Source organism: Burkholderia sp. IMCC1007, from assembly GCF_027257875.1.
Classification (GTDB): domain Bacteria; phylum Pseudomonadota; class Gammaproteobacteria; order Burkholderiales; family Burkholderiaceae; genus Burkholderia.
In genome coordinates, this window is the sequence record NZ_JAPVQY010000086.1 from 1 (window position 1) to 23,315 (window position 23,315).

Sequence of the window (23,315 nt, forward strand, 5' to 3'; positions counted from 1 at the left end):
TTCACGGCCTGCTGCGCCATCGCCCACGGATCCTGGCTCGCCGACGCCTGCACGAGCGTGTTCGACTTCAGCGCGGCCTCGATGTCGGGCGCGCCGTCGACCGACGTGATCACGACGTTCGCGCGGTTCAGCTGCTTCGCCGCCAGATCGCTGCCGATCGCCTGCGGATCGTTGATCGTGAACACGCCGTCGAGCTTCGGAAAGCGCGTCAGGTAGCCCTGCATCGCGTTCATCCCCCCTTCGCGCGAGCCCTTGCCGTCCTGGTCGCTCGACAGCAGCTTGATGCCGGGATTCTTCGCGAGCACGGCCTTGCAGCCGTTCACGCGGTCGATCACGGCCGACACCTGCGGGCCGTTCTCGATGATCACGTTGCCCTTGCCGTTGAGCTTCTTCGCGAGGTAGTCGCACGACAGTTCGCCGGCCTTCACGTTGTTGGTCTGCACGGTCGCGTTCGCGCCGGCGGCCGCGACGTCCACGGCGACGACCGTGATGCCGGCCGCCTGCGCCTTCTTCACCGCCGGCTCGATCGCCTTCGGGTCGGTCGCGTTCAGCAGGATCATGTCGACGTGCGCGGAGATGAAGTTGTCGATCTGCGTGAACTGCTTGTTCAGGTCGTAGTCGGCCGACACCGCGGTGACCTTCGCGTTCGGGTTGAGCTGCTTTGCGCGTGCTTCGGCGCCTTTCACGATCGTGACGAAGTACGGATTGCCGAGCGAACCGACCGTGACGCCGATCGATTTCAGCGGCTTGTCGGCGGCATGGACGGCGGCAGTACCGAATGCGAGTGCGCAGGCGACGGCGGTCAGGGCGGCTTTGTGCTTGAACATGTCGTTGTGTCTCCGAATGATTCTTTGGCGAACGGGCGCGGGAGGATCGGCCTGCGCCCCGGGGTTGAGTGGTGAGGAAGCGATGTCAGGTGCGGGCGGAGTCGCGCTGGCGATAGCGGTCGAGCGCGACCGCGCCGATGATCACGAGGCCCTTGATGATGTATTGCCAGATATCGGATACGCCGAGCAGCACCAGGCCGTTGGTCAGCACCGCGATGATCAGCGCGCCGATCAGCGTGCCGACGATCGAGCCGACGCCGCCGACGAAGCTCGTGCCGCCGAGGATCACCGCGGCGATCGCGTCGAGTTCGTACGACTGGCCGAGCTGCAGCCCGTTGGCCGCATAGAGGCGTGCGGCCGACATCACCGCGCCGAGGCCGGCGAGCAGGCCCGACGCCGCATACACGAACAGCTGGATCGCGCGCACGTTGATGCCCGACAGCCGTGCGGCTTCCGGATTACCGCCGACCGAATAGATCCGCATCCCGAGCACCGTGCGGCGCAGGATGAACCACGACAGCGCGATCACCGCCCCGGCGATGACGACGAGCCACGGCACGCCGAGGATCGTGCCGTTGCCGATGAACGCGAACGGCAGTTGCGGATTGAAGATGGTCGTGTCGTTGCCGATCAGGCGGGCGACGCCGCGCACGGCCGTCATCGCGCCGAGCGTGACGATGAACGGCGGCAGGCGCAGGAACGAGATCAGGCCGCCGTTGATCGCGCCGAACACGAGGCCGACGACGAGCGCGAACGGTACGCCGAGCCAGCCCCAGCCGGGGATGGTCGACGCGAGCAGCGCGGCGACGGCCGATGCGGCGAGCACCGAGCCGACCGACAGGTCGATGCCGCCCGTCAGGATCACGAAGGTCATGCCGGCGGCGAGCACGATGTTGATCGATGCCTGCTGCGTGACGATCGACAGGTTCTGCAGCGTGAAGAAGCCGTCGGTCATGAAGCCGAAGCCGATGCACAGGACCAGCAGCACCGGCAGCATGCCGGCGGTGCGCATCAGCGACTGCATGCGTGCGCGGTGATCGGCGCCGCGCATCAGCGGCGTACGGTTGGCGACCGGATGGGCCGTCGCGGAAGCGAGGTTCCGCTGCTTGGTCGGGTTGATCATTTCGATACCTTGAATGAAGAGGGAAATGAAGGGGCCGTGGTCAGTGCGCGTCGGCGAGTTCGGCCTGCGAGCCGGTGGCGAGCGCGATGATCGCTTCCTGCGTGATGGGGGTATGCGTGTGGCCGCCGAGTTCGCCGGCGATTTCGCCTTCGCGCATCACGAGCACGCGATCGGCGACGCCGATGATTTCCGGCAGCTCGCTCGAGATCACGATCACGCCGACACCCGCGCGCGCCAGTTCGTTGATGATCCGGTAGATCTCGGATTTCGCGCCGATGTCGACGCCGCGCGTCGGTTCGTCGAGGATCAGCACGCGCGGCTTCGTCTCGAGCAGGCGCGACAGCAGCACTTTCTGCTGGTTGCCGCCCGACAGCGCGCCGACGTTCACGTTCGCGTTCGGCACGCGGATCGACAGCGACGCGATCGCATCGCGCGCACGCGCCGCGCCGCGCGGCAGATCGAGTGCGCCCAGGCGTGCATCGCGGTTGCACACGGAGATGTTGATGTTGTCGCGCACGCTCATGTCGAGGAACAGGCCCTGGCGCTTGCGGTCTTCGGTCAGGTAGACGAGGCCCGCGTCGATCGCGTCGCGCGGCGAATGCGCGCCGAACGTGCGATCGCCGAGCTTCACGTCGCCGCGCGTGCGCGGCTCCGCGCCGAAGATCAGCCGTGCGAGCTCGGTGCGGCCCGCGCCGACGAGCCCCGCGATGCCGAGCACTTCGCCGGCATGCAGATCGAGGCTGCAACCGCGCACGCGCTCGCCGTCGGCGATGTCGCGCACCGACAGCAGCAGGTGGCCGGGGTCGTACGGCGCATGTTCCTTCTTGTAGAAACCGGAGATGTCGCGGCCCACCATCATCGCGACGAGCCGCTCGGCCGACAGCGATGCGCGCTCGAGCGTGCCGACGTATGAACCGTCGCGCAGCACCGACACGCGATCGGACAGTTCGTAGATCTCCGCCATCCGATGGCTGATGTAGATGATCGCGAGGCCTTCCTCGCGCAACTGGCGGATCAGGCCGAACAGATGCTCGGTTTCACGCGACGACAGCGGCGTCGTCGGCTCGTCCATCACGAGGATGCGTGCACGGGTGTGCACGGCGCGCGCGATTTCGACGAGTTGCTGTTCGGCGATCGACAGCGTGCCGACGAGCGTGTCGGGGCCGAACGGGGCGCCGAGGCGCGCGAGCACGTCCTGGCAGCCGCGCGCCATTGCCGCGCGATCGATGGTGCCCCAGCGCCGGTTGCCGCGGCGCAGTTCACGGCCGACGTAGATGTTTTCCGCGACGGTCAGGTTCGGCGCGAGGCACAGTTCCTGGTAGATCACCGCGACGCCGGCATCGCGCGCGGCGAGCGGGCCGTCGATGTCGATGCGCTCGCCGTCGATCAGGATCTCGCCGCCGGCGTCGGCGCGGTATGCGCCGGACAGGATCTTCATCAGCGTCGATTTGCCGGCGCCGTTCTCGCCCATCAGCGAGTGGATCTCGCCCGGGTAGACGGTCAGGCTCACGTTGTCGAGCGCGCGCACGGCGGGGAACGTCTTGCTGATTCCGCGCATCTCGAGCAGCGGTCGGGGCGAGTCAGAACGAGACATAAGCGACCTCTTGCGTATCCACGCCCGCGCCTCGCAGGATGCCGGAGCGCGGGGAGAAGTTGAAGAACATCGGCAGCGTCGCGGCGCCGATCGCACCGGCGTCGGCGCCGAATGAGCCGCGCACGAGTTCCGGGGCGCTGCGCGCTTCCGGCGTGATGTCGGCGAGCGCGACGCCCAGACGCTGGATGAGCGTGTCGAGCAGGCCGGCATCGATGTCCGAATCGAGCACGACAACGGGCAAATCGAGTACCGACAGCACCGCGCGCAGCGCGAACGCGAGCGCATCGACGCAATCGTCGATCCATTCGTCGACGGCCGGCACGCGGCGTGCGATGCAGTCATCGAGATCCGCACGGCTGTCGACCGTCTCGCCGCAATAGCGAAGATGCCGGATCAGGGCGCTCAATGACGCGCGGGTAAGGAGGATGTCCCAGGCGCCGTGCGGCGCGGGCGCCGAGCGCAGGCGGCTCGGTTGTACGGGCATCACGGCGAAGTCGCCGGCGTTGCCGGTGCGGCCGTGCAGGCAGTCGCCGTCGATCGCGATCCCGCCACCGATGACCGGCCCGAGGAACAGATAGACGAAATTGTCGCGTTGCCGGCCACAGCCGTAGAACAGCTCGGCGATGGCGGCCGCATTGCCGTCGTTCTCGCTGAACACCGGCAGCGGAATGACGTCGGCGAGTTCTCTGGCCAGGTCGAACTCCGCCCACGCAGTGAAGGCTTCGGCCGGAAGGCCGAGTTCGCGCAGCCAGCTACCCAGGTTGAACGGATGAGCGAGGCCGACACCCGCGAGCCGGTCGCGGTCCTTGGCGGGCAGAAGGCGTTGCATCTCTTCGATGTCGCGGCGAACCAGTTCGACCACGGCCGCGGGCGCAGGGAGAAGGGTGTCATGCGAGCGGCAGCCGATCACGTCGCCCGCGAAGTTGACCAGCGCGGTTTCGATGCGCATGCGGTCCACGCGTACGCCGATGCCGAATGCGCCGTTGGGATCGAGGCGAATCAGCGACGCCGGCTGGCCGCGCTGGCCTTCGGTGCGGCCGGCAAACTCGATCAGCTTCGCATCGGCGAGCGACGCGATGATGCCGCCGACCGCCGCGCTCGTCATGTTCGCGTGGCGGGCGAGGTCGGCCTTCGACGCGCTGCCGGTACGGCGCAACGTCTTCAACAGCAGGCGCTCGTTGTAACGGCGCACGTTGACCGAGTTGCTGCCCTGGCCGATGTGCGGGCTTCTCATGGTGTCTCCTTCCATGGTGCGTCGTCGGTTGACGCATTAAATAAATCAAGTTGATTTATTTAAGCACGAGCGCACAGCGAAGTCAGCCTGGGTAAACCCCCGGAATGGTGCGCTTGCCGCAGCCATCGGTGAAAACTGATGCGAATCAGGCGGTTGCGTGCTCGTTGTCCCCCTCGAGCTGAACGAAGCCCTTCCACCCCGTGTTTAGTGTGCGTGGCGAAACGAGCGCTGCGGCGTGCTGGCCGGAGATAGAGGGCAAATGCTCCACGAGGGGAGCCGATCGCGCAGTAGACGGTTGCGTGCCCGTTGTCGCCTCTCGAGCTGAACGAAGCCCTTCTACCCGTGTTTAGTGTGGGCGGCGAAACGAGGGCTGCGGTGTGCTTACCGGAGATAGAGGGGCAAATGCTCCACGACGGGAGCCGATCGCGCAGACGCTTGTTCCGGGTCAATGCCCGCCGGCCATATTGAGTTTTGCTCGCTGGCAGAACGTGCGGCGCTACGAGCGACGGTGTGTCGGCGGCAGATCTGCCCGACGACGGTGCGCTGCGCGGGCACCGCGGTGGCCGACTCAATGACGATGAACCGCGCGCCTGCGGTTGCTTGATTGATCGCCGGATCGTCTATCGATCGTTCGAGCGACGATGCGTGGAAGCACTCCCCGAAGGCAGCGCTCTTTGAACGGAACACAAATCGTCCGCTGACGTTACATAAACGTCCCGCACAGCGACCGCGAATCCGAAATCTTGATGGGTAAAAGCGCCAAATTCGCGCGAATTATTTCCTCGCTATAGTTGATGCACGGGCGGTCGACGCATGCACCATGCGCCGAGGCCGCCCGGGCAATGACCGTAGACGGGAGCTGTATGAAAAACACAATCGAAAAGACCGCAGGGCCGGTCTGGGGTGTGGCGGCGGGCTTGCTCCTCGCCGTTGCAGGGCTGGGTCTCGGCCTCTTCCCGAGATCGCTGCACGGCTCGGGAAGCGCGAGCGACTTCATGGCATTCGGCATCGCGATGCTGGGCATCTTCCTCGTCGTCTATTCGACACACGAACTGCGTAGAAGGCGCTCGCACTGAGCGCACGCGCATCGTTATCGTTGCGCCGGAAAACGCGCCGGGCCGGCCGACGGCTCAGGAGTGCGCTCGTCCTTCGGCGGAGCCCGACCCGACGAGCAGATCGTCGACGATGATTTCGCCGGCCGCACGGCCCGCGTGCAACGCATTGCGGGTGTTGCCGAACAGGCGGCCGCCGTCGTCGCCGAGACGGATCGGCGCCAGCAGACGCGGCGCGACGCCGGCCGCCCGCACCTGCACGATCGCGACGAACCCGAACTGCAGCGGGTCGGGCGGCGCGTAGTCGGCCGGCACGTCGACCCGGAATTCGCAGCGGACATCGATCGTATATCCGCGGTAGGAGTACGCACTGTTCATCTGCAACTCGCTCTGAAGGGAACGCGACGACGGACCGTGGGCGCATCATATCGGCTCGGGCGAGCCAGCGGGGTTGGGGTGTCTACCTACTTGTGCAGTTCGTGCCGGTAAACGAGTTCGACGATCCGCTTCGTCGGAATGCTCGCGCGCAGTTTATCGATGCGGTCGATGGGAAACCACCGGCACCGCTCGATCTCGTTGCTCGCCTGCGGAACCTGGTCGGGGCCGACTTCCGCGAAGTACACGTGATGGACCTTCGCGAGCCCGGTGAACTGCATCGAATAGACGAGATCCTGGCCGGTCATGCCGGTTTCTTCCTGCAGCTCGCGATGCGCGGCTTCGAGCGGCGTTTCTCCGCGCTTGATCGTGCCGCCGGGCAGCGCCCATCGCGACGATGCGCGGGCGACGAGCAATACCTGTTCGGCGCGATAGCAGACCACGGTGGCCCGTTCCTTGACCGGGACGGCGTCCACTTCAGGGGTATGGGTGGAGACGGGGTCTTGAGGCATGAACCGATTCTAACCAGTGCCGGGCATCGCGGCCAAGTTGGTGCAGCGCGCTGCGGCCCGTCGATCGGGCCGCATCGTCACGGCGTGCGCAGCGTTACTTCTGCTCCGGGAGGAACCAGTTCATCACGAGCGCGCAGATGCCGCCCGTTGCGACACCCGATTCGAGCACGTTCTTCAGCGCATGGGGCAGGCTGTTCAGGATGTCCGGCACCTGCGACACGCCGAGGCCGAGCGCGAGCGACACCGCGATGATCAGCAGCGCGCGACGATCGAGGTGGATGCCCGAAAGGATGTTGATGCCCGACGCGGCCACCGCCCCGAACATCACCATCGCCGCGCCGCCGAGCACGGGCTCCGGCACGGCCTGCAGCGCGCCGGCGACGACCGGGAACAGGCCGAGCACCACGAGCATCCCCGCGATCCAGATGCCGACGTGGCGGCTCGCGACGCCGGTGATCTGGATCACGCCGTTGTTCTGCGCGAACACCGAACTCGGGAACGTGTTGAACACGCCGGCCAGCAGCGAGTTCGCGCCGTTGACGAGCACGCCGCCCTTGATCCGCTGCATCCACACCGGCCCTTCGACCGGTTCCTTCGAGATCTTGCTGGTGGCCGTGACGTCGCCGATCGCCTCGAGCGACGTGACGAGGTAGATGATCAGCATCGGGATGAACAGCGACCACGAGAAGCCGATGCCGAAGTGCAGCGGGGTCGGCACCTGGAACAGCGCGGCCTGGTGCACGCCGGTGAAGTCGAGGCGGCCGAGCACCGCGGCGGCGATATAGCCGATCACGAGCGCGATGACGAGCGCGGTGCTGCGCACCCATACGACCGGCACGCGGTTCAGCAGGATGATGGTGCCGAGCACGAGGCATGACAGCGTCAGGTTGCTGGCGCTCGCGAACGTGCCGTTGGCCATCGCGCCGTAGCCGCCGCCCATGCTGATGAGGCCGACCTTGATCAGCGTGAGGCCGATCAGCAGCACGACGATGCCGGTGACGAGCGGCGTGATCAGGCGCTTCACGAACGGCAGGACGCGCGACACGCCCATCTCGACGAACGAGCCGGCGATCACGACGCCGAAGATGGCGGCCAGCACGGTCTCGACCGGCGTGCCTTGCTTGACCATCACGCTGCCCCCGGCGATCAGCGGGCCGACGAAGTTGAAGCTCGTGCCCTGCACGATCAGCAGGCCGGCGCCGAGCGGGCCGAAGCGCTTGCACTGCACGAAGGTGGCGATGCCGGAAATCACCAGCGACATCGACACGATCAGGGTCGTATCGCGGCTCGATACGCCGAGCGCCTGGCAGATCAGCAGGCCGGGCGTGACGATCGGCACGATGATCGCGAGCAGGTGCTGCAGCGCGGCGACGAACGCGACCATCGGCGCGGGCCGGTCATTGGGGCCATAGACGAGATCGTGCGACGGGTCGGTATCGTCGGCGCCGTGGGAGACGGCGCGGGCGGAGGAAGCGGGTTGCATGGCGAGCGGGCCGGACAAGAGGGAAAGTGCGGCATTTTAGCCGAAGGGCCAGCCGACGCCGCCCGCGCGCGCTGCAATAGTCGGGATTCGGAAAGCGGTGCCGGATCGGTGCCGTCGACGCACGGCATGCACCGGTTCGTCAGCGCGCGCGGCGCGGCGCGGGCTCCGTTGCCCGGAACCCGGGCAGCGCGGGAATCCGCTCGGTCATGAACTGCAGGAACGCGCGGGTCCTGAGCGGCAGGTAGCGGCGCGACGCGTAGACGAGATGCAGCGCGTGCGGCACGGGCATCTCCCATTTCGGCAGCAGCCGGACGAGTCGTCCATCGTCGATCAGGTCCTGGACGAGCCAGGCCGGCGCGCTGCCGACCGCGTGGCCCGCGACGAAGCATTCGCGCAATGCGAGCGAGCTGTTGACGCGATACCGGCTGCGCACGGGCACGCGGACGATCCGGGCGCCGCGTTCGAATGCCAGCTCGGCGCCGAGGCCGGCGCGCGCGTAGCCGACGTAGTCGTGTTTCGTCAGATCGTCGGGGCGGCGAATCCGCGGGGCCTGCGCGACATACCGCGGCGCGGCAACCAGCAGGCGCGGCGACGACGCGATGCAGCGCGCGATCGCGTCGGGCGGCAAGACATGGCCGAGACGGATCGCGACATCGACGTTTTCCTCGACCAGATCGATCACGCGATCGGTCAACTGCAGTTCGATGTCGATCTCCGGATAGGCCGCGAGGAATTCGAGCACGAGCGCGTTCAGCCGCAATTCGCCCAGCCCTGTCGGCGCATTGACCACCAGCTTGCCGACCGGCCGCAGCGTCTGCCCGCGCACGTCGGCGACCGCGTTCGCGTATTCGTCGATCACGCGCTTGCAGCGCTCGTAGAACTGCCGCCCTTCGTCGGTCGGTGCGACGTTCGTCGTCGAGCGGTCGAGCAGGCGCACGCCGAGCTCGCGCTCGAACGCGGCGATCACCTTGCTGATCGTCGGCTGGCCGGTGCCTTCCTCGCGGGCGACCGCCGAGAAATTGCCCAGCTCGACCGCGCGCACGAAGAGGCGCATGGAGCGCAGCGAATCCACCTTATTCCTCCCGGGCATGAGCCCTATTCGATTTGGCCGTATTCCGTGTCGCCAGAGCATGACCTAACGTGCGTGAACCTTCAATCCCCGACGAGGAGTCGACATGAACGCAGCAACGCAAGCGACGGCGCTGGACGGCGCGCACGTGGTGGTATTCGGAGCGAGTTCCGGCATCGGCCTGGCGGCCGCCGCGGCCGCGAAAGCGCGCGGCGCGACCGTCACGCTGGTCGGCCGGACCGGCAAGACGCTGGCGGCCGCCGCGCAGGCGATCGGCGGCGCGCACACCGCGATCGCGGACATCGCGGACCGCGCTGCCGTGCAGCGCGTGTTCGAAGCGATGGCGCGGGTCGATCACCTGGTCGTCACGGCCGGGCGATTCATCGGCGGCACGCTGGCCGACACCGATCCGGATCAATTGCTCGTCGCGCTGCAGGAGCGCATCGCCGGGCCGGTGTATGCGATTCGCGCCGCGCTGCCGCTGATCCCGGCGACCGGTTCGATCGTGCTCACCGGCGGACAGCTGGCCGACCGTCCGTCCGCGCAGGGCACATCGGTCATCGCGGCCGCCGTGCGCGGTGTCGAAGCGCTCGCGCAGTCACTGGCGCTGGAGCTCAAGCCGATTCGCGTGAATGTCGTTGCGCCCGGTTTCGTCGATACGCCGCTATACGACGCGTTCGGAGCCGACGCGCGCGACGCGATCCTCGGCGGGGCCGCGGCGACGTTGCCGGGTGGACGCGTCGGCCGTGCCGACGAAGTCGGCGAGGCGATCGCGTTCCTGCTGGGCAACGGTTTCATGAATGCCGAGATCCTGCACATCGACGGGGGCGGCCGGGTGGTGTGAGCATGCCGCATGCCGCATGCCGCATGCGGTTTGCGCGACGCGACGTGTGGGGCTTCAGTTGGCGCCGCGCGTTGTCGAGCCGCGTGCCGAAGAGCGTGGTGCGCGTGGTGCGCGGGTTTCCGGATACGCGCGTCTGCATACGTCGATGACGGCATCGCGCAGCCGACGATGCACGGCGTCGCCATGCATGCGCGGATGCCATAGCGCGGAGATCAGGATCTCGGGCAGCCGGACCGGCAGCACGAAGCTGCGCAGCCCCAGCGCGTCCGCGAGCCCCGGCGTGAATGCGTTGCCGAGGCTCGAGCGCGGCACGAGCGCAATCAGGTCGGTGCCGGCCGCGACGCGCATCGCATCCGGGTAGCCGGGCACGACGACGTGCACGGCATGGGCGGGCACTGACGAATCCGCGCGCCCGCCCGCCGGGCCGCCGAAGTCGCCGAGCTGCGCGGCGATCACGTGACGGCAGGCCGCGTAGCGCGCCGGCGTGATTCTTGCCGCGGCGAACAGCGGATGCGACGCGCGCGCGACGGCTACATGCGCGTCGTGAAAGAGCTCGCGTGTATGCAGTTCGGGGGCGTCGTCGCCGCGCTTGCCGATTTCGAGGTCGACTGCGCCGTCGCGCAGCGGCCCCGGATCGCGGTCGAGCTTCGGGACGAAGCGCACGCGCACGCCGGGCGCGATGTCGCCGATCGCGACGACCACCGGGCCGGCGAGCATGTCCATGAACGATGCCGCCGCGCGGATCGTAAACGTGGACGCGTGCGTCGCCATGTCGATGTCGGCCGTCGCCGGCCGAAGCACTGCGCGTGCGTCGCTCGCGATGGCATGCACGCGATCGCGCAACGCCGTCGCGTGCGGCGTCGGCACGAGCCTGCGTCCGGCGCGGACGAGCAACGGGTCGCCGGTGGCGGTGCGCAGCCGCGCGAGCGTCCGGCTCATCGCGGATGCGCTCAGCCCGAGCCGGCGCGCGGCACCGGTCACGCTGCCTTCGGTCAGCAGCACGTCGAGCGCGGTGACGAGATTCAGGTCGATGTCTTCCATCCGGACAGCATACGACATCGTGTGATTAGACATGGCGTTCGATGCAACTATCGATTGAATTCGGTGCGTCTGGTGCATAGGTAAGGCCGCGCCTATAGTGGCCGCATGACGAACCCCGGCAAAGGTGGAACCCATGCAATCGACCGAATCGAATCCGAAGACGCCATCGATCCTGCTCGTCGCGGCCTCGCGCGGCCTCGGGCTCGCGATGGCGGAACAATTCCTGAACCAGGGCTGGCATGTCACCGGCACGGTGCGCGCGGGATCGGGCCGCACGAAGCTGCACGAACTCGCCGAACGTTTCGACGGACGGCTCGAGATCGACACGCTGGACATCTGCGAACCGGAACAGGTGGCCGCATTGCGCGCGCGCCTGGCGGGCCGACGCTTCGACATGCTGTTCGTGAATGCCGGCACGACCAACGATCCGACCGAAACGATCGGCGAAGTGACGACCGACGAGTTCGTGCGCGTGATGATCACGAATGCGCTTGCGCCGATGCGCGTGATCGACGCGTTGCAGGATCTCGTCGCCGAGGACGGCCTGATCGGCGCGATGTCGTCGGGGCAGGGAAGTGTCGCGAACAACGTGAACGGCATGCGCGAGGTCTATCGCGGCAGCAAGGCCGCGCTCAATCAGTTCATGCGCAGTTTCGCGGCACGTCAGGCCGGTACGTCGCGCGCGATGGTGCTGATGGCGCCGGGCTGGGTTCGTACGGAACTCGGCGGGCCGGATGCGCGGCTGACGATCGAGGAGAGCGTGCCGAGTCTCGTGGAGGTGTTGATCGAAAAACAGCGGCGTGCAGGGCTGGAATACCTCGATTACCTGGGGCGTACCGTGCCGTGGTAGCGGCCGGTGCATTGGCGACGAACACGGCACGCTACAGACGACTGGCATCGGCGCGGCCAGCATTCGACACGTGCGCGGTCCGCTGCGAACATCGCACCGATTCAATACAATGCGACGTCGATCTGTCCGCTCGATATCGTGCAGACGATCGCCGCCTTCCTGAACGTCGACCCGTCGTGACGGTCCCCTGTCGAACCCGGAGCGCAACATGAACGAGCCTTACCTGCAGGTCATCGCCCATTACTTCGCGAAGCCCGGCAACGGCGACCGCGTGATCGAACTGCTCGCCGAACTCGCGCCGGCCACGCGCGCCGAGCCGAAGAACCTCGACTACGCGTACTTCCGCTCGCCGGTCGACCGCGACCACATCGTGATCCTCGAGCGTTACCGCGACGCCGACGGGCTCGACGCGCATCGGGAAACGCCGCATTTCCAGCGTATCGGTGTCGGAGCGATCATTCCGTTGCTCGATCGCCGCGACGTGACGCGCTACATGGTGCAGCCGGACGCCGGCACGGCGACGCCACCGGGAGACAGCCGATGAACCCGTTTCAATTCCGTACCGTTCCGACGCAGATCGTCGAATTCGGCGCCGCGCGCCGGCTCGGCGCGCTGTTGCGCGAGCGCTTTCCGGCGCTGGCGCGGCTATGCGTCGTCACCGACGCGTTCCTGCATCGCAGCGGCGTGCTCGCGCCCGCACTGGAGAGCCTCGCCGCGCACGGCTGGCAGGTGACCGTGATCGACGACGTGATCGCCGATCCGCCCGAGCACGTGGTGCTCGAAGCGACCGCGCGCGCGGTGGCGGCCGATGCCGAGATCGTGCTCGGTCTCGGCGGCGGCTCGTCGATGGACGTCGCGAAGCTGATCGCGGTGCTCGCGCCGGGCCGGCAGGCGCTGGCCGACATGTACGGCGTCGACAAGGTCGCGACGTCGCGGCTGCCGCTCGTGCAGATGCCGACCACGGCCGGTACGGGCTCCGAAGTGACGGCCGTGTCGATCGTCACGGTCGGCGACGCGCGCAAGATGGGGGTCGTGTCGCCGCACCTGTTCGCGGACGTCGCGATCCTCGATGCCGAACTGACGCTCGGGCTGCCGCGCGCGGCGACGGCGGCCACGGGCATCGACGCGATGGTGCATGCGATCGAGGCGTATACGTCGTCGCGGCTGAAGAACCCGGTGTCCGACATGCTGGCCGTGCAGGCCTTGACGCTGCTGTCGCGCAATTTGCTGAAGGCGTGCGACGACGGCAACGATCGCCACGCGCGCGAAGCGATGCTGGTCGGCGCGATGTTCGCCGGGCAGGCGTTCGCGAACGCGCCGGTGGCGGCCGTGCATGCGCTGGCCTATCCGGTCGGCGGCATTTTCCACGTGCCGCACGGGCTGTCGAACGCGCTCGTGCTGCCGCACGTGTTGCGCTTCAACGCGCCGGCCGCCGCGCCGCTGTATGCGGAGCTGGCTGAGATCGTCGCACCGTCGGCGACGGGCAGCGACGCAGCGAAGACGCAGGCGCTGATCGACGAGATCGACCGCTTGATCGCGGCGACGGGCATTCCGAACACGTTGCGCGAGGTCGGGATCGGCGAAGGCGACTTGCCGAGGATGGCGTCGGACGCGATGCTGCAGACGCGCCTGCTCATGAACAATCCGCGCGAAGTGACGGAAGCCGACGCGCTCGCGATCTATCGGCAGGCGTGGTGATGCGTCGGGCGTGAACGCGCGGCGGGCGACGGCCGATGTCGCCGGCCGGCCCGTGCGATTTCAGATCGGCATCCCGGCGGGGCGGTTCGAATGCGCCGTCCACGTACTGATGCAGGTGCGCGGGCAACGTGTTGCTGCCTTGCAGCCGAGGTAATGAGTACCGTCAGCCCGCCTGCAGGTCGCGAATGCGAGCGTCAGGCCGCCGTCGAGCACAGCTTGCGGATGCGCAGCCTGACGCACGAAGCGCGTCGCCGGCCGCAATTACGACGCTTACGGCGCGTGCTGCGTCAGCAGCGCGGGGATGCCCTGCTTCAGCAGATCGACGACGGCCCGCACGCGCGGCGGCAGCGGCCGTTGCGCGACGAGCAGGCTCAGCGCGAAGCCGGGGATCGTGTACTGCGGCAGGATCTCGACGAGTTCGCCGCGCGCGAGTGCATGCGCGCAGGCCGGCTGCTGCACCACGCCGATACCGCCGCCGGCAACGATCGTGTCGAACATCGGGCGCCAGTGGCTCGTCGTCATCGCCGTCCGGATCCGCGCGTATTCGAGCGTGCCATCTTCGCGTTGCAGCGGCAGCTGCTCGTTCGCGAAGATACCCTTGACGCGGATGAACGGGTGGTTTATCAGATCGGCCTTGGTTGCAATCGGGCCGTAGCGGTCGAGACAGGCGGGGGCGACGACGAGCACGCGGCCGATCGCGCCGAGCGCGTGGGCGACGAAGCTGCCGTCGTCGACCTGACCGGCGCGCAGCGAGATGTCGACCCCTTCGGTGACTGGGTCGACGATGTTGTCGTTCAGCACCAGGTCGATGTGCAGTCGCGGATACGCGGTGCGGACACGCATCAGCGCCTTCGGCACGACGACCTCGCCGAAGCATTGCGGCGCCGCGATCCGGATCGTGCCGCTGAGGGTGTTGTCCGCCTTCGAGACCGATGCGACCGTATCGTCCGCCGCATCGAGCAATGCCTTGCTGCGTTCGTAGAAGACCCGGCCTTCTTCCGTGCAGACGAGCGTGCGCGCGCTGCGCATCAGCAGCCGTGCGCCGAGAAATTTCTCGAGCTTCTCGATACGCTCGCTGACGGCCGGCTGGCCCATGTCCAGATCCCGCGCCGCGCCCGACATCGTGCCGCGCTCGACGACCCTCACGTAGATACGCATCGTCGCCAACAAATCCATGAAGTCGCGCCTTGTGTCCGATTCGGTCGATATCGATCGACAGATGGTATCAAAGCGCGGTCGGCCGGAAGGTGCGTGCCGTGCCGATATTCACCATCGGCTCAGGGCGAAGGTGCCGAAGCCGCATGCGCTTGCCGGCGCCGTGAGCGAAAATCCATCCAGAGAACTCACAGGAGACGACATGACGCAACCTGACGAAGCGACGCGCATGCGCTGCGTTGCATGGCAGATCGAGCAGAGCTGGCAGGCGGTCGAATGGTGCCGGCTGGCCGAGTCGCGCACGGGCATCGACCTGTCGGGCGCGGTTGCGGGCGTGCTCGGCGGCACGCCGTTTCGCGTCGACTATGCGATCGCGTGCGATGCGGACTGGCTTACGCGGTCGGCGCGCGTGAACTACTGGCTCGGCACGGCACCGCCGCGGCAGCGCGATATCCGGTGCGAAGCAGGGCGATGGACGATCGACGGTGCCGACGCGCCGGCGCTCGAAGGCGCGACCGACATCGACCTCGGCTTCAGTCCGTCGACCAATACGCTGCCGATCCGGCGTCTCGGGCTGGAGGTTGGCGCAGCGGCGATGATCCGCACGACATGGCTGCGCTTTCCGGACTTCGACATCGTGCGCGGCCAGCAGCGCTACGCGCGTACAGCGGAGCATGTGTACCGCTACGAGAGCGGCACGTATGCGGCCGATATCGCGATCGACGACGCGGGCCTCGTCATCGATTACGACGAATGGCGGCGCATCGGCGCGACGGACGCTTGTTGAGCGCGTCGCAGCGGCGATGCGCGAACGTCAGCGCGCGTTGGCGACCGTCAGCTTGCCGGGAATCAGTTTCAGCGAACTGAACGCGTCGGCGATGCTCTGCTGATAGCCGAGCGTTGCATCGGTGATCGGCTGCACGCCGTAGCCGGCCCGCTTGAGTGCGACTTCGAGCGTCGGCGCGTCGAGGCCGACGAGCGGCGACAGTTGCGCGGCGACTTCCGGAACATGGTCGCGCGCCCAGCGATCGACCGCGTCGACTTCGTCGAGCAGCGTGCGTATCACCTGCGGCTGCGCGGCCGCATATTTGCGCGCGGCGAGATAGTACTGCGTGTTGCGCACGAGCCCGTCGCCGTTCGCGACGACGCGCGCGCCGAGCTGCCGTTCGGCGGCGGCCAGATACGGATCCCAGATCACCCACGCATCGACACTGCGCTGCACGAACGCGGCGCGCGCATCGGCGGGCGTCAGGTAGATCGGCTGGATGTCGGCATACGTGAGGCCCGCGTGTTCGAGCGCCTTCACGAGCAGGTAATGTACGTTCGAACCCTTGTTGAACGCGACCTTCTTGCCGCGCAGCTGCGCGACGCTGCGGATCGGCGAATCGGGCAGCACAACGATCGCTTCGCCGTGCGGGGCGGGCGGCTCGTTGCCGATATAGACGAAGTCGACGCCGGCCGCCTGCGCGAAGATCGGCGGCGTCTCGCCGACCGTGCCGACGTCGATCGCGCCGGCGTTCAGCCCCTCGAGCAATTGCGGGCCGGCCGGAAACTCCAGCCATTGCACCGTGACGCCCTGGCTCGCGAGCCGCTTCTCGAGCGTGCCGCGCGCCTTGAGCACGACGAAGTTGCCGTATTTCTGGAAGCCGATGCGCAGCCGCGTGCCGTCTTGCGCGTGCGCGGGCAGCCCCGCGAGCGGGCCGAGTGCGAGCCCGGCCAGCCCGGCGGCCGCGCCGTGCAGCAACCGGCGGCGGCGCGGGTTCTCCAGGGGCGTGTCAACGTGTGCGTGTGGCGTGTCGTTCATCGAGGCGTCCTGCTTGCGGGTTCACGGGCCGCGCGGGCATCGCGCGGTGGCGCAGGACGGAGCCGGATGCGGGCGATGCGCGCAGCCGGCCGGCCCGCGCCGGATTCAGGACGATAAAGCCGCGCGGGTTGGCGGCCAACCAATGAATCCGCATATGCAAATCAGCGGCCGGACGATAGGAGCGACAGGGCTGGCCCGGCGCCCGACGGCTGCTGCGCTCAGTCGGTGCCGAGCGGGCTTTCGTCGATCGAGTCGACGCGATCCGGATAGAACGCGAGATGGGCGCGAATCGATTCGACGGCCGGATACGGATGCTCGTACGTCCATGCCGCGTTGGTCGCGCGCTCGCCGCCGGCCGGAATCGAGTAGTACGCGCAATCGCCCTTGTACGGGCAGTACGTCGCATGGTCGGTGCGGTGCAGCTGCGACATGTCGGCATCCTCGCGCGGGATGTACAGCACGGCCGGATAGCTGGCCTCGCGCAGCGCCAGCGCGCGACGCGTATCGGCGATGACCTTGCCGGCCACCTTGACGACGACGCGCGACGGATGCGGTTCGATCGTGATCGGATGATCGGGGCCCGGCGACTTCACGGGACGAGACGGCGTATCGGGACTGATCGACATCGTGGATCCTCCAGGAGGTGACGGCGTGCCCGGGCAGGCACGCCGTGCCGGAACGCGCGCGCCGGGCGGATGCCCGCGCACCGTTGGCGGCGTTGGCCAACCGATACGATGCGCCAATTCCGCAGAAGCTGCAGGGGGACGGAAGGCCATACGCCGAGCGTGCCGTGCCCGTGTCGTGCGGCCGGCTTCCGACGCTCGCATGGACGTTCTCATGCAGCGGCAGCGGGATGCATTCGCCGCGATAAGCAACGCCGAATTAATTGGTAAGCGATCGGCGCGATGCGCGCGAAGATCGACGGTCGTCATTTACGTGACCGTCCTTTTCCTACCGCCATCATGAAGATCCCGTTCGTATCATCCGCCGCGCGTCGGGCGCGGCGCACAGCGCATGCCGGTGTGGCGCTACGCTGCGTGGCCGCGTCGCTGCTGCTCGCCGGCGCGGTTTCGCATGCATACGCCGCGCCTGGCGGCAAGACGCTCGTGTACTGCACCGAAGGCAGCCCGGCCGGCTTCGATCCGGGCCAGCACACGACGAGTACCGATTTCGACGCGAGCACGTACACGGTCTACAACGGGCTCGTGCAGTTCAAGCGCGGCACGCTCGATCTCGTGCCGTCGCTCGCGACGAGCTGGGACGTGTCGCCCGACCAGCGCGTCTATACGTTCCACCTGCGGCACGACGTGAAGTTCCAGACCACCGCATGGTTCAAGCCGACGCGCCCGTTCCAGGCCGACGACGTCCTGTTCACGTTCCGCCGAATGCTCGACCCGGACGATCCGTTCCGCAAGGCGTACCCGGTCAGCTTCCCGTACTTCAGCGATCTCGGCTTCGATCGCAACATCGAGCGCATCGAGAAAGTCGACGACTACACGGTGCGCTTCGTGCTGAAGTCGCCCGACGTCGTGTTCGTGCGCAATCTCGCGATGGCGTTCGCGTCGGTCCTGTCGGCCGAATATGCATCGCAGCTCGCGGCGCGCCATCGCGAGGGCGACATCAACCAGCTCCCGGTCGGCACCGGGCCGTTCCAGTTGCGCACGTACCAGAAGGACGCGCTGATCCGCTACGACGCGAATCCCGACTACTGGAAACCGGATGACGTGAAGCTCGCGCATCTGGTGTTCGCGATCACGCCGGATCCGGCCGCGCGGCTGCAGAAGCTGGTGGCCGGCGAGTGCCAGGTGTCGGTGTTCCCGCGCCCGGCCGATCTCGAGACGGTGCGGCGCGACCCGAAGCTGACGCTGTTCTCGGGAACGGGCTTCAACGTCGGCTTCGTCGCATACAACACGCAGCATCCGCCGCTCGATCGGGTCGACGTGCGGCGTGCGCTCGATATCGCGATCGACAAGGCGGCGATCATCAAGACGGTGTTCAACGGCGATGCGAAGATCGCGACGAACCCGATGCCGCCGTCGCAATGGTCGTACAACCCGCGCCTGAAGGACGCGCCGCGCGATCCGGCCGCCGCGAAGGCGCTGCTCGCGCAGGCGGGCTTCCCGAACGGTTTCGACCTGACGCTGTGGGCGATGCCGGTGCAGCGCCCGTACAACCCGAATGCGCAGCTGATGGCGCAACTGATCCAGCAGGACTGGGCGAAGATCGGCGTGCGCGCGAAGATCGTCAGCTACGAATGGGGCGAGTACAACCGCCGTGCGAAGCACGACGGCCAGCACGACGCGATCCTGTACGGCTGGTCGGGCGACAACGGCGACCCCGACAACTGGCTCGGCACGCTGCTCGGCTGCGACGCGGTGCACGGCAGCAATCTCGCCAAATGGTGCAACGCGGACTTCGAACGGCTCGTGGATGCGGCGCGCACGAACGCCGACGTCGCGAAGCGCACGTCGCTCTACGAGCAGGCGCAGGTGGTGTTCAAGGATCAGGTGCCGTTCACGCCGATCGCCACGTCGATCGTGTCGCTGCCGGTGTCGAAGCGCGTGCACGGGCTCACGTTCTCGCCGCTCGGCGGGCACCGGTTCGACGGCGTGTGGCTGGATTGAACGAAGGAGACGAAGCCGGCGCGCAGGTGCGCGCCGGGGGTTGCCGCGACGGCGGTCAGTTCAGTGCGACGGCCGCCGCCGCCTCGACGGGCGACCCTTCGAGCGCGACGGACGCGCGGCCGTCGGGGCCGACCGGCACGTCGCCGACGAGCGTCGTGCGATACAGCTGGCGATCGAAGTCGAGATCGAAGATGTCGACGGGCGCGAGATGCGCGGTCGCGCGGTTGTCCCAGAACGCGATGCTGCGCGGTTCCCACTTGAAGCGGATCGTGAATTCCGGCCGCGTCACGTGTTCCCACAGCAGTTCGAGCAAGGCCTGGCTTTCGCGTGGCGTGAGCCCGACGATCGACTTCAGGAAACTCGGGCTCGCGTACAGCGCGCGTTCGCCGGTCTCCGGATGCACGCGCACCAGCGGATGCTCGGTCACGAGCGGGCGGCGCTCGACGGCTGCGTCGAACGCACCGGTCGCGCGCGCGCCGGCCGGCGGCGTGAAGCGATGAATGCCGCGCAGGCCGTCGACGAAGCCGCGCAGCGGCGCGGACAGCGTTTCGTACGCGCGCACGAGGTTGGTCCACTGCGTGTCGCCGCCGTACGGCGGAATCGTCACGCCGCGCAGGATCGATGCCCACGGCGGATTGACGGCGGCCGTCACGTCGGTGTGCCAGCCCGTCCACGGCCGACGCACCGGTTCGCCTTCGAAGCGCGTCGCCTTGCGATGCTTCGCGATCGAATAGACGGCCGGATGACCGTCGACGTGCCCGAATACCGGGTGGCCGACCGTCGGCTCGCCGAACTGCGCGGAGAACGCGACGTGCTGCTCGTGCGTGAGGAACTGCTCGCGAAAGAAGATCACGCGCCATTTCAGCAGCGCCGCGCGAATCGCGGCGATCTGCGGCGTGGTCAACGGCTGGGTGAGGTCGACACCGCGTATCTCCGCGCCGATGTGGGCGGACAGCGGAATCACGTCGACGGGTTGGCCGGCGGGTTCGAGTAGGGCGCTCATGCGACGCTCCTGGCGGAAGTGGACGGGGTGGACGGCCGGCGACATCGTTGCGCATGCATGCGTCGGCGCGGTGGCGGGACGGTCATGGTCGGATCCTCCGGTCGGGAATGCAGCGTTGCAGGGATACGGTGATGCGGTGATGCAGGGATACGTTCATGCGCAAGCGCGACCGCGCATGGCGGCGACCGGTGCCGCCGCCATGCGCGAAGCTCATTGCAGCGTGGCGCCCGGCCCCTTCAGCACGACGCTGCGGCGGCCGTCGATGCCGACCGGCACGTCGCCGTGAACGGTCGCGCGACGCACGACGCGGCGTGCATCGCCGTAGTCGTTGATCGCATAGTGCTGCGTCGCGCGGTTGTCCCAGATCGCGACGTCGCCTTGCTGCCAGTTCCAGCGCACGGTGTTCTCGAGCCGCGTCACGTGTTCGTGCAGCACCTGCAGCAGGTGCGCGGAGTCCTGCGACGACAGCCCCTTGATCTTCTGCACGAAGTGCCCGAGCACGAGCGTGCGCTCGCCGGTCTCCGGATGCACGCGCACGACGGGGTGCTCGGTCTCGTAGACGGTCGACGTGAACACTTCGCGGTAGCGCTTCAGTTGCGCGTCGTCGGCATGCACGTGCGTCGACGCGTAGTCGTACGCGTTCGTGTGGACGGCCCACAGCGTGTCGACGAGGGCTCGCAGCGCTTCAGGCAGGTGCGTGTAGGCGGCAGCGGTGTTGGCCCACACGGTGTCGCCGCCGAACGGCGGAATCACGACCGCGCGCAGGATCGACACCTTCGGGTACGCATCGACGAAGGTCACGTCGGTGTGCCACGAGTTGGCGCGCGCGCCGTGCTCGGAATCGAGTTCGAGCAGATGCGCGCTGCCGTCGACGGACGGCACGGTCGGATGCGCGACGGTGTCGCCGAAGCGGCGTGCGAACGCCTCCTGCGCGGCGTCGTCGAGATGGCCCTGGTTGCGGAAGAACAGCACCTTGTGGCGCAGCAGCGCGGCGTGGATCGCGTCGAACGTCGCATCGTCGAGCGTGCCCGACAGCCGCACGCCGGCGATTTCGGCGCCGATGCGGCCGGCAACCTGGCGAAGCTGCAGCGGATCGGCGGCCGTGCGCGGTGCGGCGGCGTGCGAAGCATGCGAGGACGGTTGAGCGGCGTGCTGGACTTCGGACATCGGGAGTCTCCTGGTCGGGTCGGTGGAGTCTCCATTCAAGCAGGGACCGCGCGGAACCGGAACCGATGAATCGTCACAACCTTAGCGTGCGCCGCGATGATCGATATGTGTCGTCGTGCTGAACGAATCGTGCGCGACCGACGGCGCCGGCGCGCCATGCAGCCGTGCCGCGCGCGCTACCACGCGAGCCGCCATTCGCCGATGCGATGCGCATCGGCCGCGGCGAGCCGCGTTCCGCCGTCGCCATCATCGCCCGGCGGCTCGCGATCGTCGAAATCGGCGAGCACCGTGTCGCGCAGCCGCGCGAATTCGGGCGAATCGCGCCGGCGCGGCCGCGGCAACGCGACGTCGACGATGCGTTCGATGCGCCCCGGCCGCGGCGCCATCGTGACGACGCGATCGCCCAGATACACGGCCTCGTCGACGTCGTGCGTGACGAGCACCATCGTGATGCGCTCCTGCTGCCAGATGCGCAGCAGCTCGTTCTGCATGCGCGCGCGCGTCTGCGCGTCGAGCGCGCCGAACGGTTCGTCGAGCAGCAGCACGCGCGGATGGTTCACGAGGCCGCGCGCGATCGCGACGCGCTGCGCCATCCCGCCCGACAACTGGTTCGGGTATGCATGCTCGAAGCCGTTCAGCCCGACGAGCGCGATGTGCTCGGCCACCGCGCGCCGCTTTTGCGCGGCGTCGAGCGGGGCATTGCGCAGCGCGGCCTCGATGTTCTGCGCGACGGTCAGCCACGGAAACAGCCGGTGATCCTGGAACACGATCCCGCGCTGCAGCGACGTATCGCGCACGAGCGCGTCGCCGGCCCGGATTTCGCCCGCATAGTCGCGATCGAGCCCGGCGATCAGCCGCAGCAACGTCGACTTGCCGCAGCCGCTCGCGCCGACGATCGTCACGAACTCGCCGGCGCGTACGTGCAGCGACACATCGTCGAGTACGGCGAGCGTCGCGCCGCGTTGCGCATAGCGCTTGCTCACATGGAGGATATCGAGCGAATCGGAAGCGAGGGTCGTCATGGCGGAAAGGAAAGCGACAGGAAGGAAGAGGGTGATTACCGTTGCAGGTCGCCGCGCCGGGCCAGCACCTTGCGCTCGAGCGCACGCGCGACGGCGTTCAGCGCCCAGCCGGTCACGCCGACGACGATGATCCCGAACAGCACGAGGTCCATCCGGAACTGCTCGCTGCCGTCGATCAGGGTGTTGCCGATCCCGCTGCCCGCGACGAGCAGGTATTCGGCGCCGAGCGTCGCGAGCCACGAATAGATGAGACCGAGATACAGCCCGGTGAAGATCGACGGCAGCGCGGCGGGCAGGATCACGTAGCGCACGAGCTGAAGCCGCGAATAGCGCAGCGCGCGCGCGACGTCGACATACGCGCGCGGCACCGCGTGAATGCCGTCGCACGTGTGCGCGGCAACCGGCAGCAGCGCGGCGAGCGACAGGAACACGACCTTGGCGACGTCGCCGAGGCCGAACCACACGGAAATCAGCGGAATCCATGCGAACAGCGAGATCTGCTTGAACGTGTCGAAGCTCGGGCCGACGACGCGCGTCGCGATGCGCGACAGCCCGAGCACGGCGCCGAGCAGCAGGCCGCCCGTCGCGCCGATCGCGAAGCCGCACGCTTCGCGCGCGAGCGATGCCGACAGCGCGCGCGCGAGCGCGCCGCTGGTCGTCTGCGTCCATGCGGTGTGCAGCACGTCGGCCGGGCCGACCAGCAGCCCGCTCTTGACGAGATGCGCGGCAGAGATCGCCCACCAGATCGCGAGCGCGGCGAGCGGCAGGACGAAGCCGCGCCAGTCGGGCGCGGCCACGCGGCGGGCGCGTGCGGGCGCCGCGGCGATCGCGGCGATCG

At 67.9% G+C, this 23,315-nt stretch carries 23 protein-coding genes; 7 read left to right on the forward strand and 16 right to left on the reverse strand.

Features of this window, described 5'->3' with window-relative positions:
• From O1Q03_RS37335 to O1Q03_RS37350, 4 genes are all read right to left on the reverse strand, one after another.
• A partial coding sequence (locus tag O1Q03_RS37335) for an ABC transporter substrate-binding protein (RefSeq protein WP_269510637.1) occupies positions 1-827 on the reverse strand: 827 nt, incomplete at its 3' end.
• 85 nt (positions 828-912) lie between these two features.
• Positions 913-1,950 (reverse strand): ABC transporter permease subunit, encoded by a 1,038-nt coding sequence (locus tag O1Q03_RS37340; protein WP_269506728.1) that lies wholly within the window; start codon positions 1,948-1,950, stop codon positions 913-915.
• Between the two features lie 40 nt (positions 1,951-1,990).
• Positions 1,991-3,544, reverse strand: coding sequence for a sugar ABC transporter ATP-binding protein (locus O1Q03_RS37345; protein ID WP_269510639.1), 1,554 nt, complete (start codon positions 3,542-3,544; stop codon positions 1,991-1,993).
• Positions 3,531-4,778 (reverse strand): ROK family protein, encoded by a 1,248-nt coding sequence (locus O1Q03_RS37350; protein WP_269510641.1) that lies wholly within the window; start codon positions 4,776-4,778, stop codon positions 3,531-3,533. Before O1Q03_RS37350 ends, O1Q03_RS37345 begins: the two co-directional genes overlap by 14 nt.
• Before the next feature lie 863 nt (positions 4,779-5,641).
• On the opposite strand from O1Q03_RS37350, the gene O1Q03_RS37355 reads away from it, so the two are divergent.
• Positions 5,642-5,854, forward strand: a complete 213-nt coding sequence (locus O1Q03_RS37355; protein ID WP_269510643.1) for a hypothetical protein — start codon at positions 5,642-5,644, stop codon at positions 5,852-5,854.
• A 54-nt stretch (positions 5,855-5,908) separates the two neighbouring features.
• Here O1Q03_RS37355 and O1Q03_RS37360 read toward each other — a convergent pair whose 3' ends face one another.
• The 4 genes from O1Q03_RS37360 to O1Q03_RS37375 all read right to left on the reverse strand — a co-directional run bounded on the left by O1Q03_RS37360 (position 5,909) and on the right by O1Q03_RS37375 (position 9,272).
• Entirely contained in the window at positions 5,909-6,208 is a 300-nt protein-coding gene (locus O1Q03_RS37360) for a hydrogenase maturation factor (RefSeq protein WP_269510645.1), read from the reverse strand.
• A gap of 86 nt (positions 6,209-6,294) precedes the next feature.
• On the reverse strand, positions 6,295-6,717 hold the full coding sequence (locus tag O1Q03_RS37365; protein ID WP_269510647.1) for an NUDIX hydrolase: 423 nt from the start codon (positions 6,715-6,717) through the stop codon (positions 6,295-6,297).
• Between the two features lie 94 nt (positions 6,718-6,811).
• Positions 6,812-8,200, reverse strand: coding sequence for a nucleobase:cation symporter-2 family protein (locus tag O1Q03_RS37370; protein WP_269510649.1), 1,389 nt, complete (start codon positions 8,198-8,200; stop codon positions 6,812-6,814).
• Between the two features lie 139 nt (positions 8,201-8,339).
• On the reverse strand, positions 8,340-9,272 hold the full coding sequence (locus tag O1Q03_RS37375) for a LysR family transcriptional regulator (protein ID WP_269510676.1): 933 nt from the start codon (positions 9,270-9,272) through the stop codon (positions 8,340-8,342).
• Positions 9,273-9,375: 103 nt separating this feature from the next.
• On the opposite strand from O1Q03_RS37375, the gene O1Q03_RS37380 reads away from it, so the two are divergent.
• The gene (locus O1Q03_RS37380) at positions 9,376-10,113 is read left to right on the forward strand and encodes an SDR family oxidoreductase (RefSeq protein WP_269510651.1); all 738 of its coding nucleotides are present in this window, start codon (positions 9,376-9,378) and stop codon (positions 10,111-10,113) included.
• A 54-nt stretch (positions 10,114-10,167) separates the two neighbouring features.
• On the opposite strand, the gene O1Q03_RS37385 is transcribed toward O1Q03_RS37380, so the two are convergent.
• Positions 10,168-11,154, reverse strand: coding sequence for a LysR family transcriptional regulator (locus O1Q03_RS37385; RefSeq protein WP_269510678.1), 987 nt, complete (start codon positions 11,152-11,154; stop codon positions 10,168-10,170).
• Positions 11,155-11,287: 133 nt separating this feature from the next.
• Between O1Q03_RS37385 and O1Q03_RS37390 the strand changes: the two genes are divergently transcribed.
• The 3 genes from O1Q03_RS37390 (at position 11,288) to O1Q03_RS37400 (ending at position 13,702) form a co-directional block, all read left to right on the forward strand.
• Positions 11,288-12,004, forward strand: coding sequence for an SDR family oxidoreductase (locus tag O1Q03_RS37390; RefSeq protein ID WP_269510652.1), 717 nt, complete (start codon positions 11,288-11,290; stop codon positions 12,002-12,004).
• 208 nt (positions 12,005-12,212) lie between these two features.
• Complete coding sequence (locus tag O1Q03_RS37395) at positions 12,213-12,548, forward strand: putative quinol monooxygenase (protein WP_269510654.1); 336 nt, start codon at positions 12,213-12,215, stop codon at positions 12,546-12,548.
• On the forward strand, positions 12,545-13,702 hold the full coding sequence (locus O1Q03_RS37400; protein ID WP_269510656.1) for an iron-containing alcohol dehydrogenase: 1,158 nt from the start codon (positions 12,545-12,547) through the stop codon (positions 13,700-13,702). The genes O1Q03_RS37395 and O1Q03_RS37400 overlap by 4 nt, the downstream gene beginning before the upstream one ends.
• A 270-nt stretch (positions 13,703-13,972) precedes the next feature.
• Here the strand turns inward: O1Q03_RS37400 and O1Q03_RS37405 are convergent, their stop codons facing one another.
• Complete coding sequence (locus O1Q03_RS37405) at positions 13,973-14,878, reverse strand: LysR family transcriptional regulator (RefSeq protein ID WP_269510658.1); 906 nt, start codon at positions 14,876-14,878, stop codon at positions 13,973-13,975.
• A 181-nt stretch (positions 14,879-15,059) separates the two neighbouring features.
• Between O1Q03_RS37405 and O1Q03_RS37410 the strand changes: the two genes are divergently transcribed.
• On the forward strand, positions 15,060-15,644 hold the full coding sequence (locus O1Q03_RS37410; RefSeq protein WP_269510660.1) for a putative glycolipid-binding domain-containing protein: 585 nt from the start codon (positions 15,060-15,062) through the stop codon (positions 15,642-15,644).
• A 27-nt stretch (positions 15,645-15,671) separates the two neighbouring features.
• Here the strand turns inward: O1Q03_RS37410 and O1Q03_RS37415 are convergent, their stop codons facing one another.
• Positions 15,672-16,661 (reverse strand): sulfonate ABC transporter substrate-binding protein, encoded by a 990-nt coding sequence (locus O1Q03_RS37415; protein WP_269510663.1) that lies wholly within the window; start codon positions 16,659-16,661, stop codon positions 15,672-15,674.
• A gap of 218 nt (positions 16,662-16,879) precedes the next feature.
• A complete protein-coding gene (locus O1Q03_RS37420) occupies positions 16,880-17,287 on the reverse strand; it encodes a DUF427 domain-containing protein (RefSeq protein WP_269510665.1) in 408 nt (135 codons plus the stop codon).
• Positions 17,288-17,623: 336 nt separating this feature from the next.
• Between O1Q03_RS37420 and O1Q03_RS37425 the strand changes: the two genes are divergently transcribed.
• Positions 17,624-19,285 carry an ABC transporter substrate-binding protein gene (locus O1Q03_RS37425; protein WP_269510667.1) on the forward strand — a complete coding sequence of 554 codons (1,662 nt, stop codon included), beginning with the start codon at positions 17,624-17,626 and terminating at the stop codon, positions 19,283-19,285.
• 55 nt (positions 19,286-19,340) lie between these two features.
• On the opposite strand, the gene O1Q03_RS37430 is transcribed toward O1Q03_RS37425, so the two are convergent.
• The 4 genes from O1Q03_RS37430 to O1Q03_RS37445 all read right to left on the reverse strand — a co-directional run bounded on the left by O1Q03_RS37430 (position 19,341) and on the right by O1Q03_RS37445 (position 23,313).
• On the reverse strand, positions 19,341-20,288 hold the full coding sequence (locus tag O1Q03_RS37430; protein ID WP_269510669.1) for a TauD/TfdA dioxygenase family protein: 948 nt from the start codon (positions 20,286-20,288) through the stop codon (positions 19,341-19,343).
• 210 nt (positions 20,289-20,498) lie between these two features.
• Positions 20,499-21,455: a TauD/TfdA dioxygenase family protein gene (locus O1Q03_RS37435; protein ID WP_269510671.1), complete on the reverse strand. Its 957-nt coding sequence runs from the start codon at positions 21,453-21,455 to the stop codon at positions 20,499-20,501.
• Positions 21,456-21,631: 176 nt separating this feature from the next.
• Complete coding sequence (locus O1Q03_RS37440; RefSeq protein WP_269510672.1) at positions 21,632-22,477, reverse strand: ABC transporter ATP-binding protein; 846 nt, start codon at positions 22,475-22,477, stop codon at positions 21,632-21,634.
• A gap of 35 nt (positions 22,478-22,512) precedes the next feature.
• On the reverse strand, positions 22,513-23,313 hold the full coding sequence (locus O1Q03_RS37445) for an ABC transporter permease (RefSeq protein ID WP_269510674.1): 801 nt from the start codon (positions 23,311-23,313) through the stop codon (positions 22,513-22,515).
• Positions 23,314-23,315: the final 2 nt, after the last annotated feature.

What these genes read in the sequence shown, in the direction of transcription:
- O1Q03_RS37340 (WP_269506728.1), bottom strand. Translation starts at nt 1,950, where the DNA reads ATGATCAACCCGACCAAGCAGCGGAACCTCGCTTCCGCGACGGCCCAT.
- O1Q03_RS37345 (WP_269510639.1), bottom strand. Translation starts at nt 3,544, where the DNA reads ATGTCTCGTTCTGACTCGCCCCGACCGCTGCTCGAGATGCGCGGAATC.
- O1Q03_RS37350 (WP_269510641.1), bottom strand. Translation starts at nt 4,778, where the DNA reads ATGAGAAGCCCGCACATCGGCCAGGGCAGCAACTCGGTCAACGTGCGC.
- O1Q03_RS37355 (WP_269510643.1), top strand. Translation starts at nt 5,642, where the DNA reads ATGAAAAACACAATCGAAAAGACCGCAGGGCCGGTCTGGGGTGTGGCG.
- O1Q03_RS37360 (WP_269510645.1), bottom strand. Translation starts at nt 6,208, where the DNA reads ATGAACAGTGCGTACTCCTACCGCGGATATACGATCGATGTCCGCTGC.
- O1Q03_RS37365 (WP_269510647.1), bottom strand. Translation starts at nt 6,717, where the DNA reads ATGCCTCAAGACCCCGTCTCCACCCATACCCCTGAAGTGGACGCCGTC.
- O1Q03_RS37370 (WP_269510649.1), bottom strand. Translation starts at nt 8,200, where the DNA reads ATGCAACCCGCTTCCTCCGCCCGCGCCGTCTCCCACGGCGCCGACGAT.
- O1Q03_RS37380 (WP_269510651.1), top strand. Translation starts at nt 9,376, where the DNA reads ATGAACGCAGCAACGCAAGCGACGGCGCTGGACGGCGCGCACGTGGTG.
- O1Q03_RS37385 (WP_269510678.1), bottom strand. Translation starts at nt 11,154, where the DNA reads ATGGAAGACATCGACCTGAATCTCGTCACCGCGCTCGACGTGCTGCTG.
- O1Q03_RS37390 (WP_269510652.1), top strand. Translation starts at nt 11,288, where the DNA reads ATGCAATCGACCGAATCGAATCCGAAGACGCCATCGATCCTGCTCGTC.
- O1Q03_RS37395 (WP_269510654.1), top strand. Translation starts at nt 12,213, where the DNA reads ATGAACGAGCCTTACCTGCAGGTCATCGCCCATTACTTCGCGAAGCCC.
- O1Q03_RS37400 (WP_269510656.1), top strand. Translation starts at nt 12,545, where the DNA reads ATGAACCCGTTTCAATTCCGTACCGTTCCGACGCAGATCGTCGAATTC.
- O1Q03_RS37405 (WP_269510658.1), bottom strand. Translation starts at nt 14,878, where the DNA reads ATGGATTTGTTGGCGACGATGCGTATCTACGTGAGGGTCGTCGAGCGC.
- O1Q03_RS37410 (WP_269510660.1), top strand. Translation starts at nt 15,060, where the DNA reads ATGACGCAACCTGACGAAGCGACGCGCATGCGCTGCGTTGCATGGCAG.
- O1Q03_RS37415 (WP_269510663.1), bottom strand. Translation starts at nt 16,661, where the DNA reads ATGAACGACACGCCACACGCACACGTTGACACGCCCCTGGAGAACCCG.
- O1Q03_RS37420 (WP_269510665.1), bottom strand. Translation starts at nt 17,287, where the DNA reads ATGTCGATCAGTCCCGATACGCCGTCTCGTCCCGTGAAGTCGCCGGGC.
- O1Q03_RS37425 (WP_269510667.1), top strand. Translation starts at nt 17,624, where the DNA reads ATGAAGATCCCGTTCGTATCATCCGCCGCGCGTCGGGCGCGGCGCACA.
- O1Q03_RS37430 (WP_269510669.1), bottom strand. Translation starts at nt 20,288, where the DNA reads ATGAGCGCCCTACTCGAACCCGCCGGCCAACCCGTCGACGTGATTCCG.
- O1Q03_RS37435 (WP_269510671.1), bottom strand. Translation starts at nt 21,455, where the DNA reads ATGTCCGAAGTCCAGCACGCCGCTCAACCGTCCTCGCATGCTTCGCAC.
- O1Q03_RS37440 (WP_269510672.1), bottom strand. Translation starts at nt 22,477, where the DNA reads ATGACGACCCTCGCTTCCGATTCGCTCGATATCCTCCATGTGAGCAAG.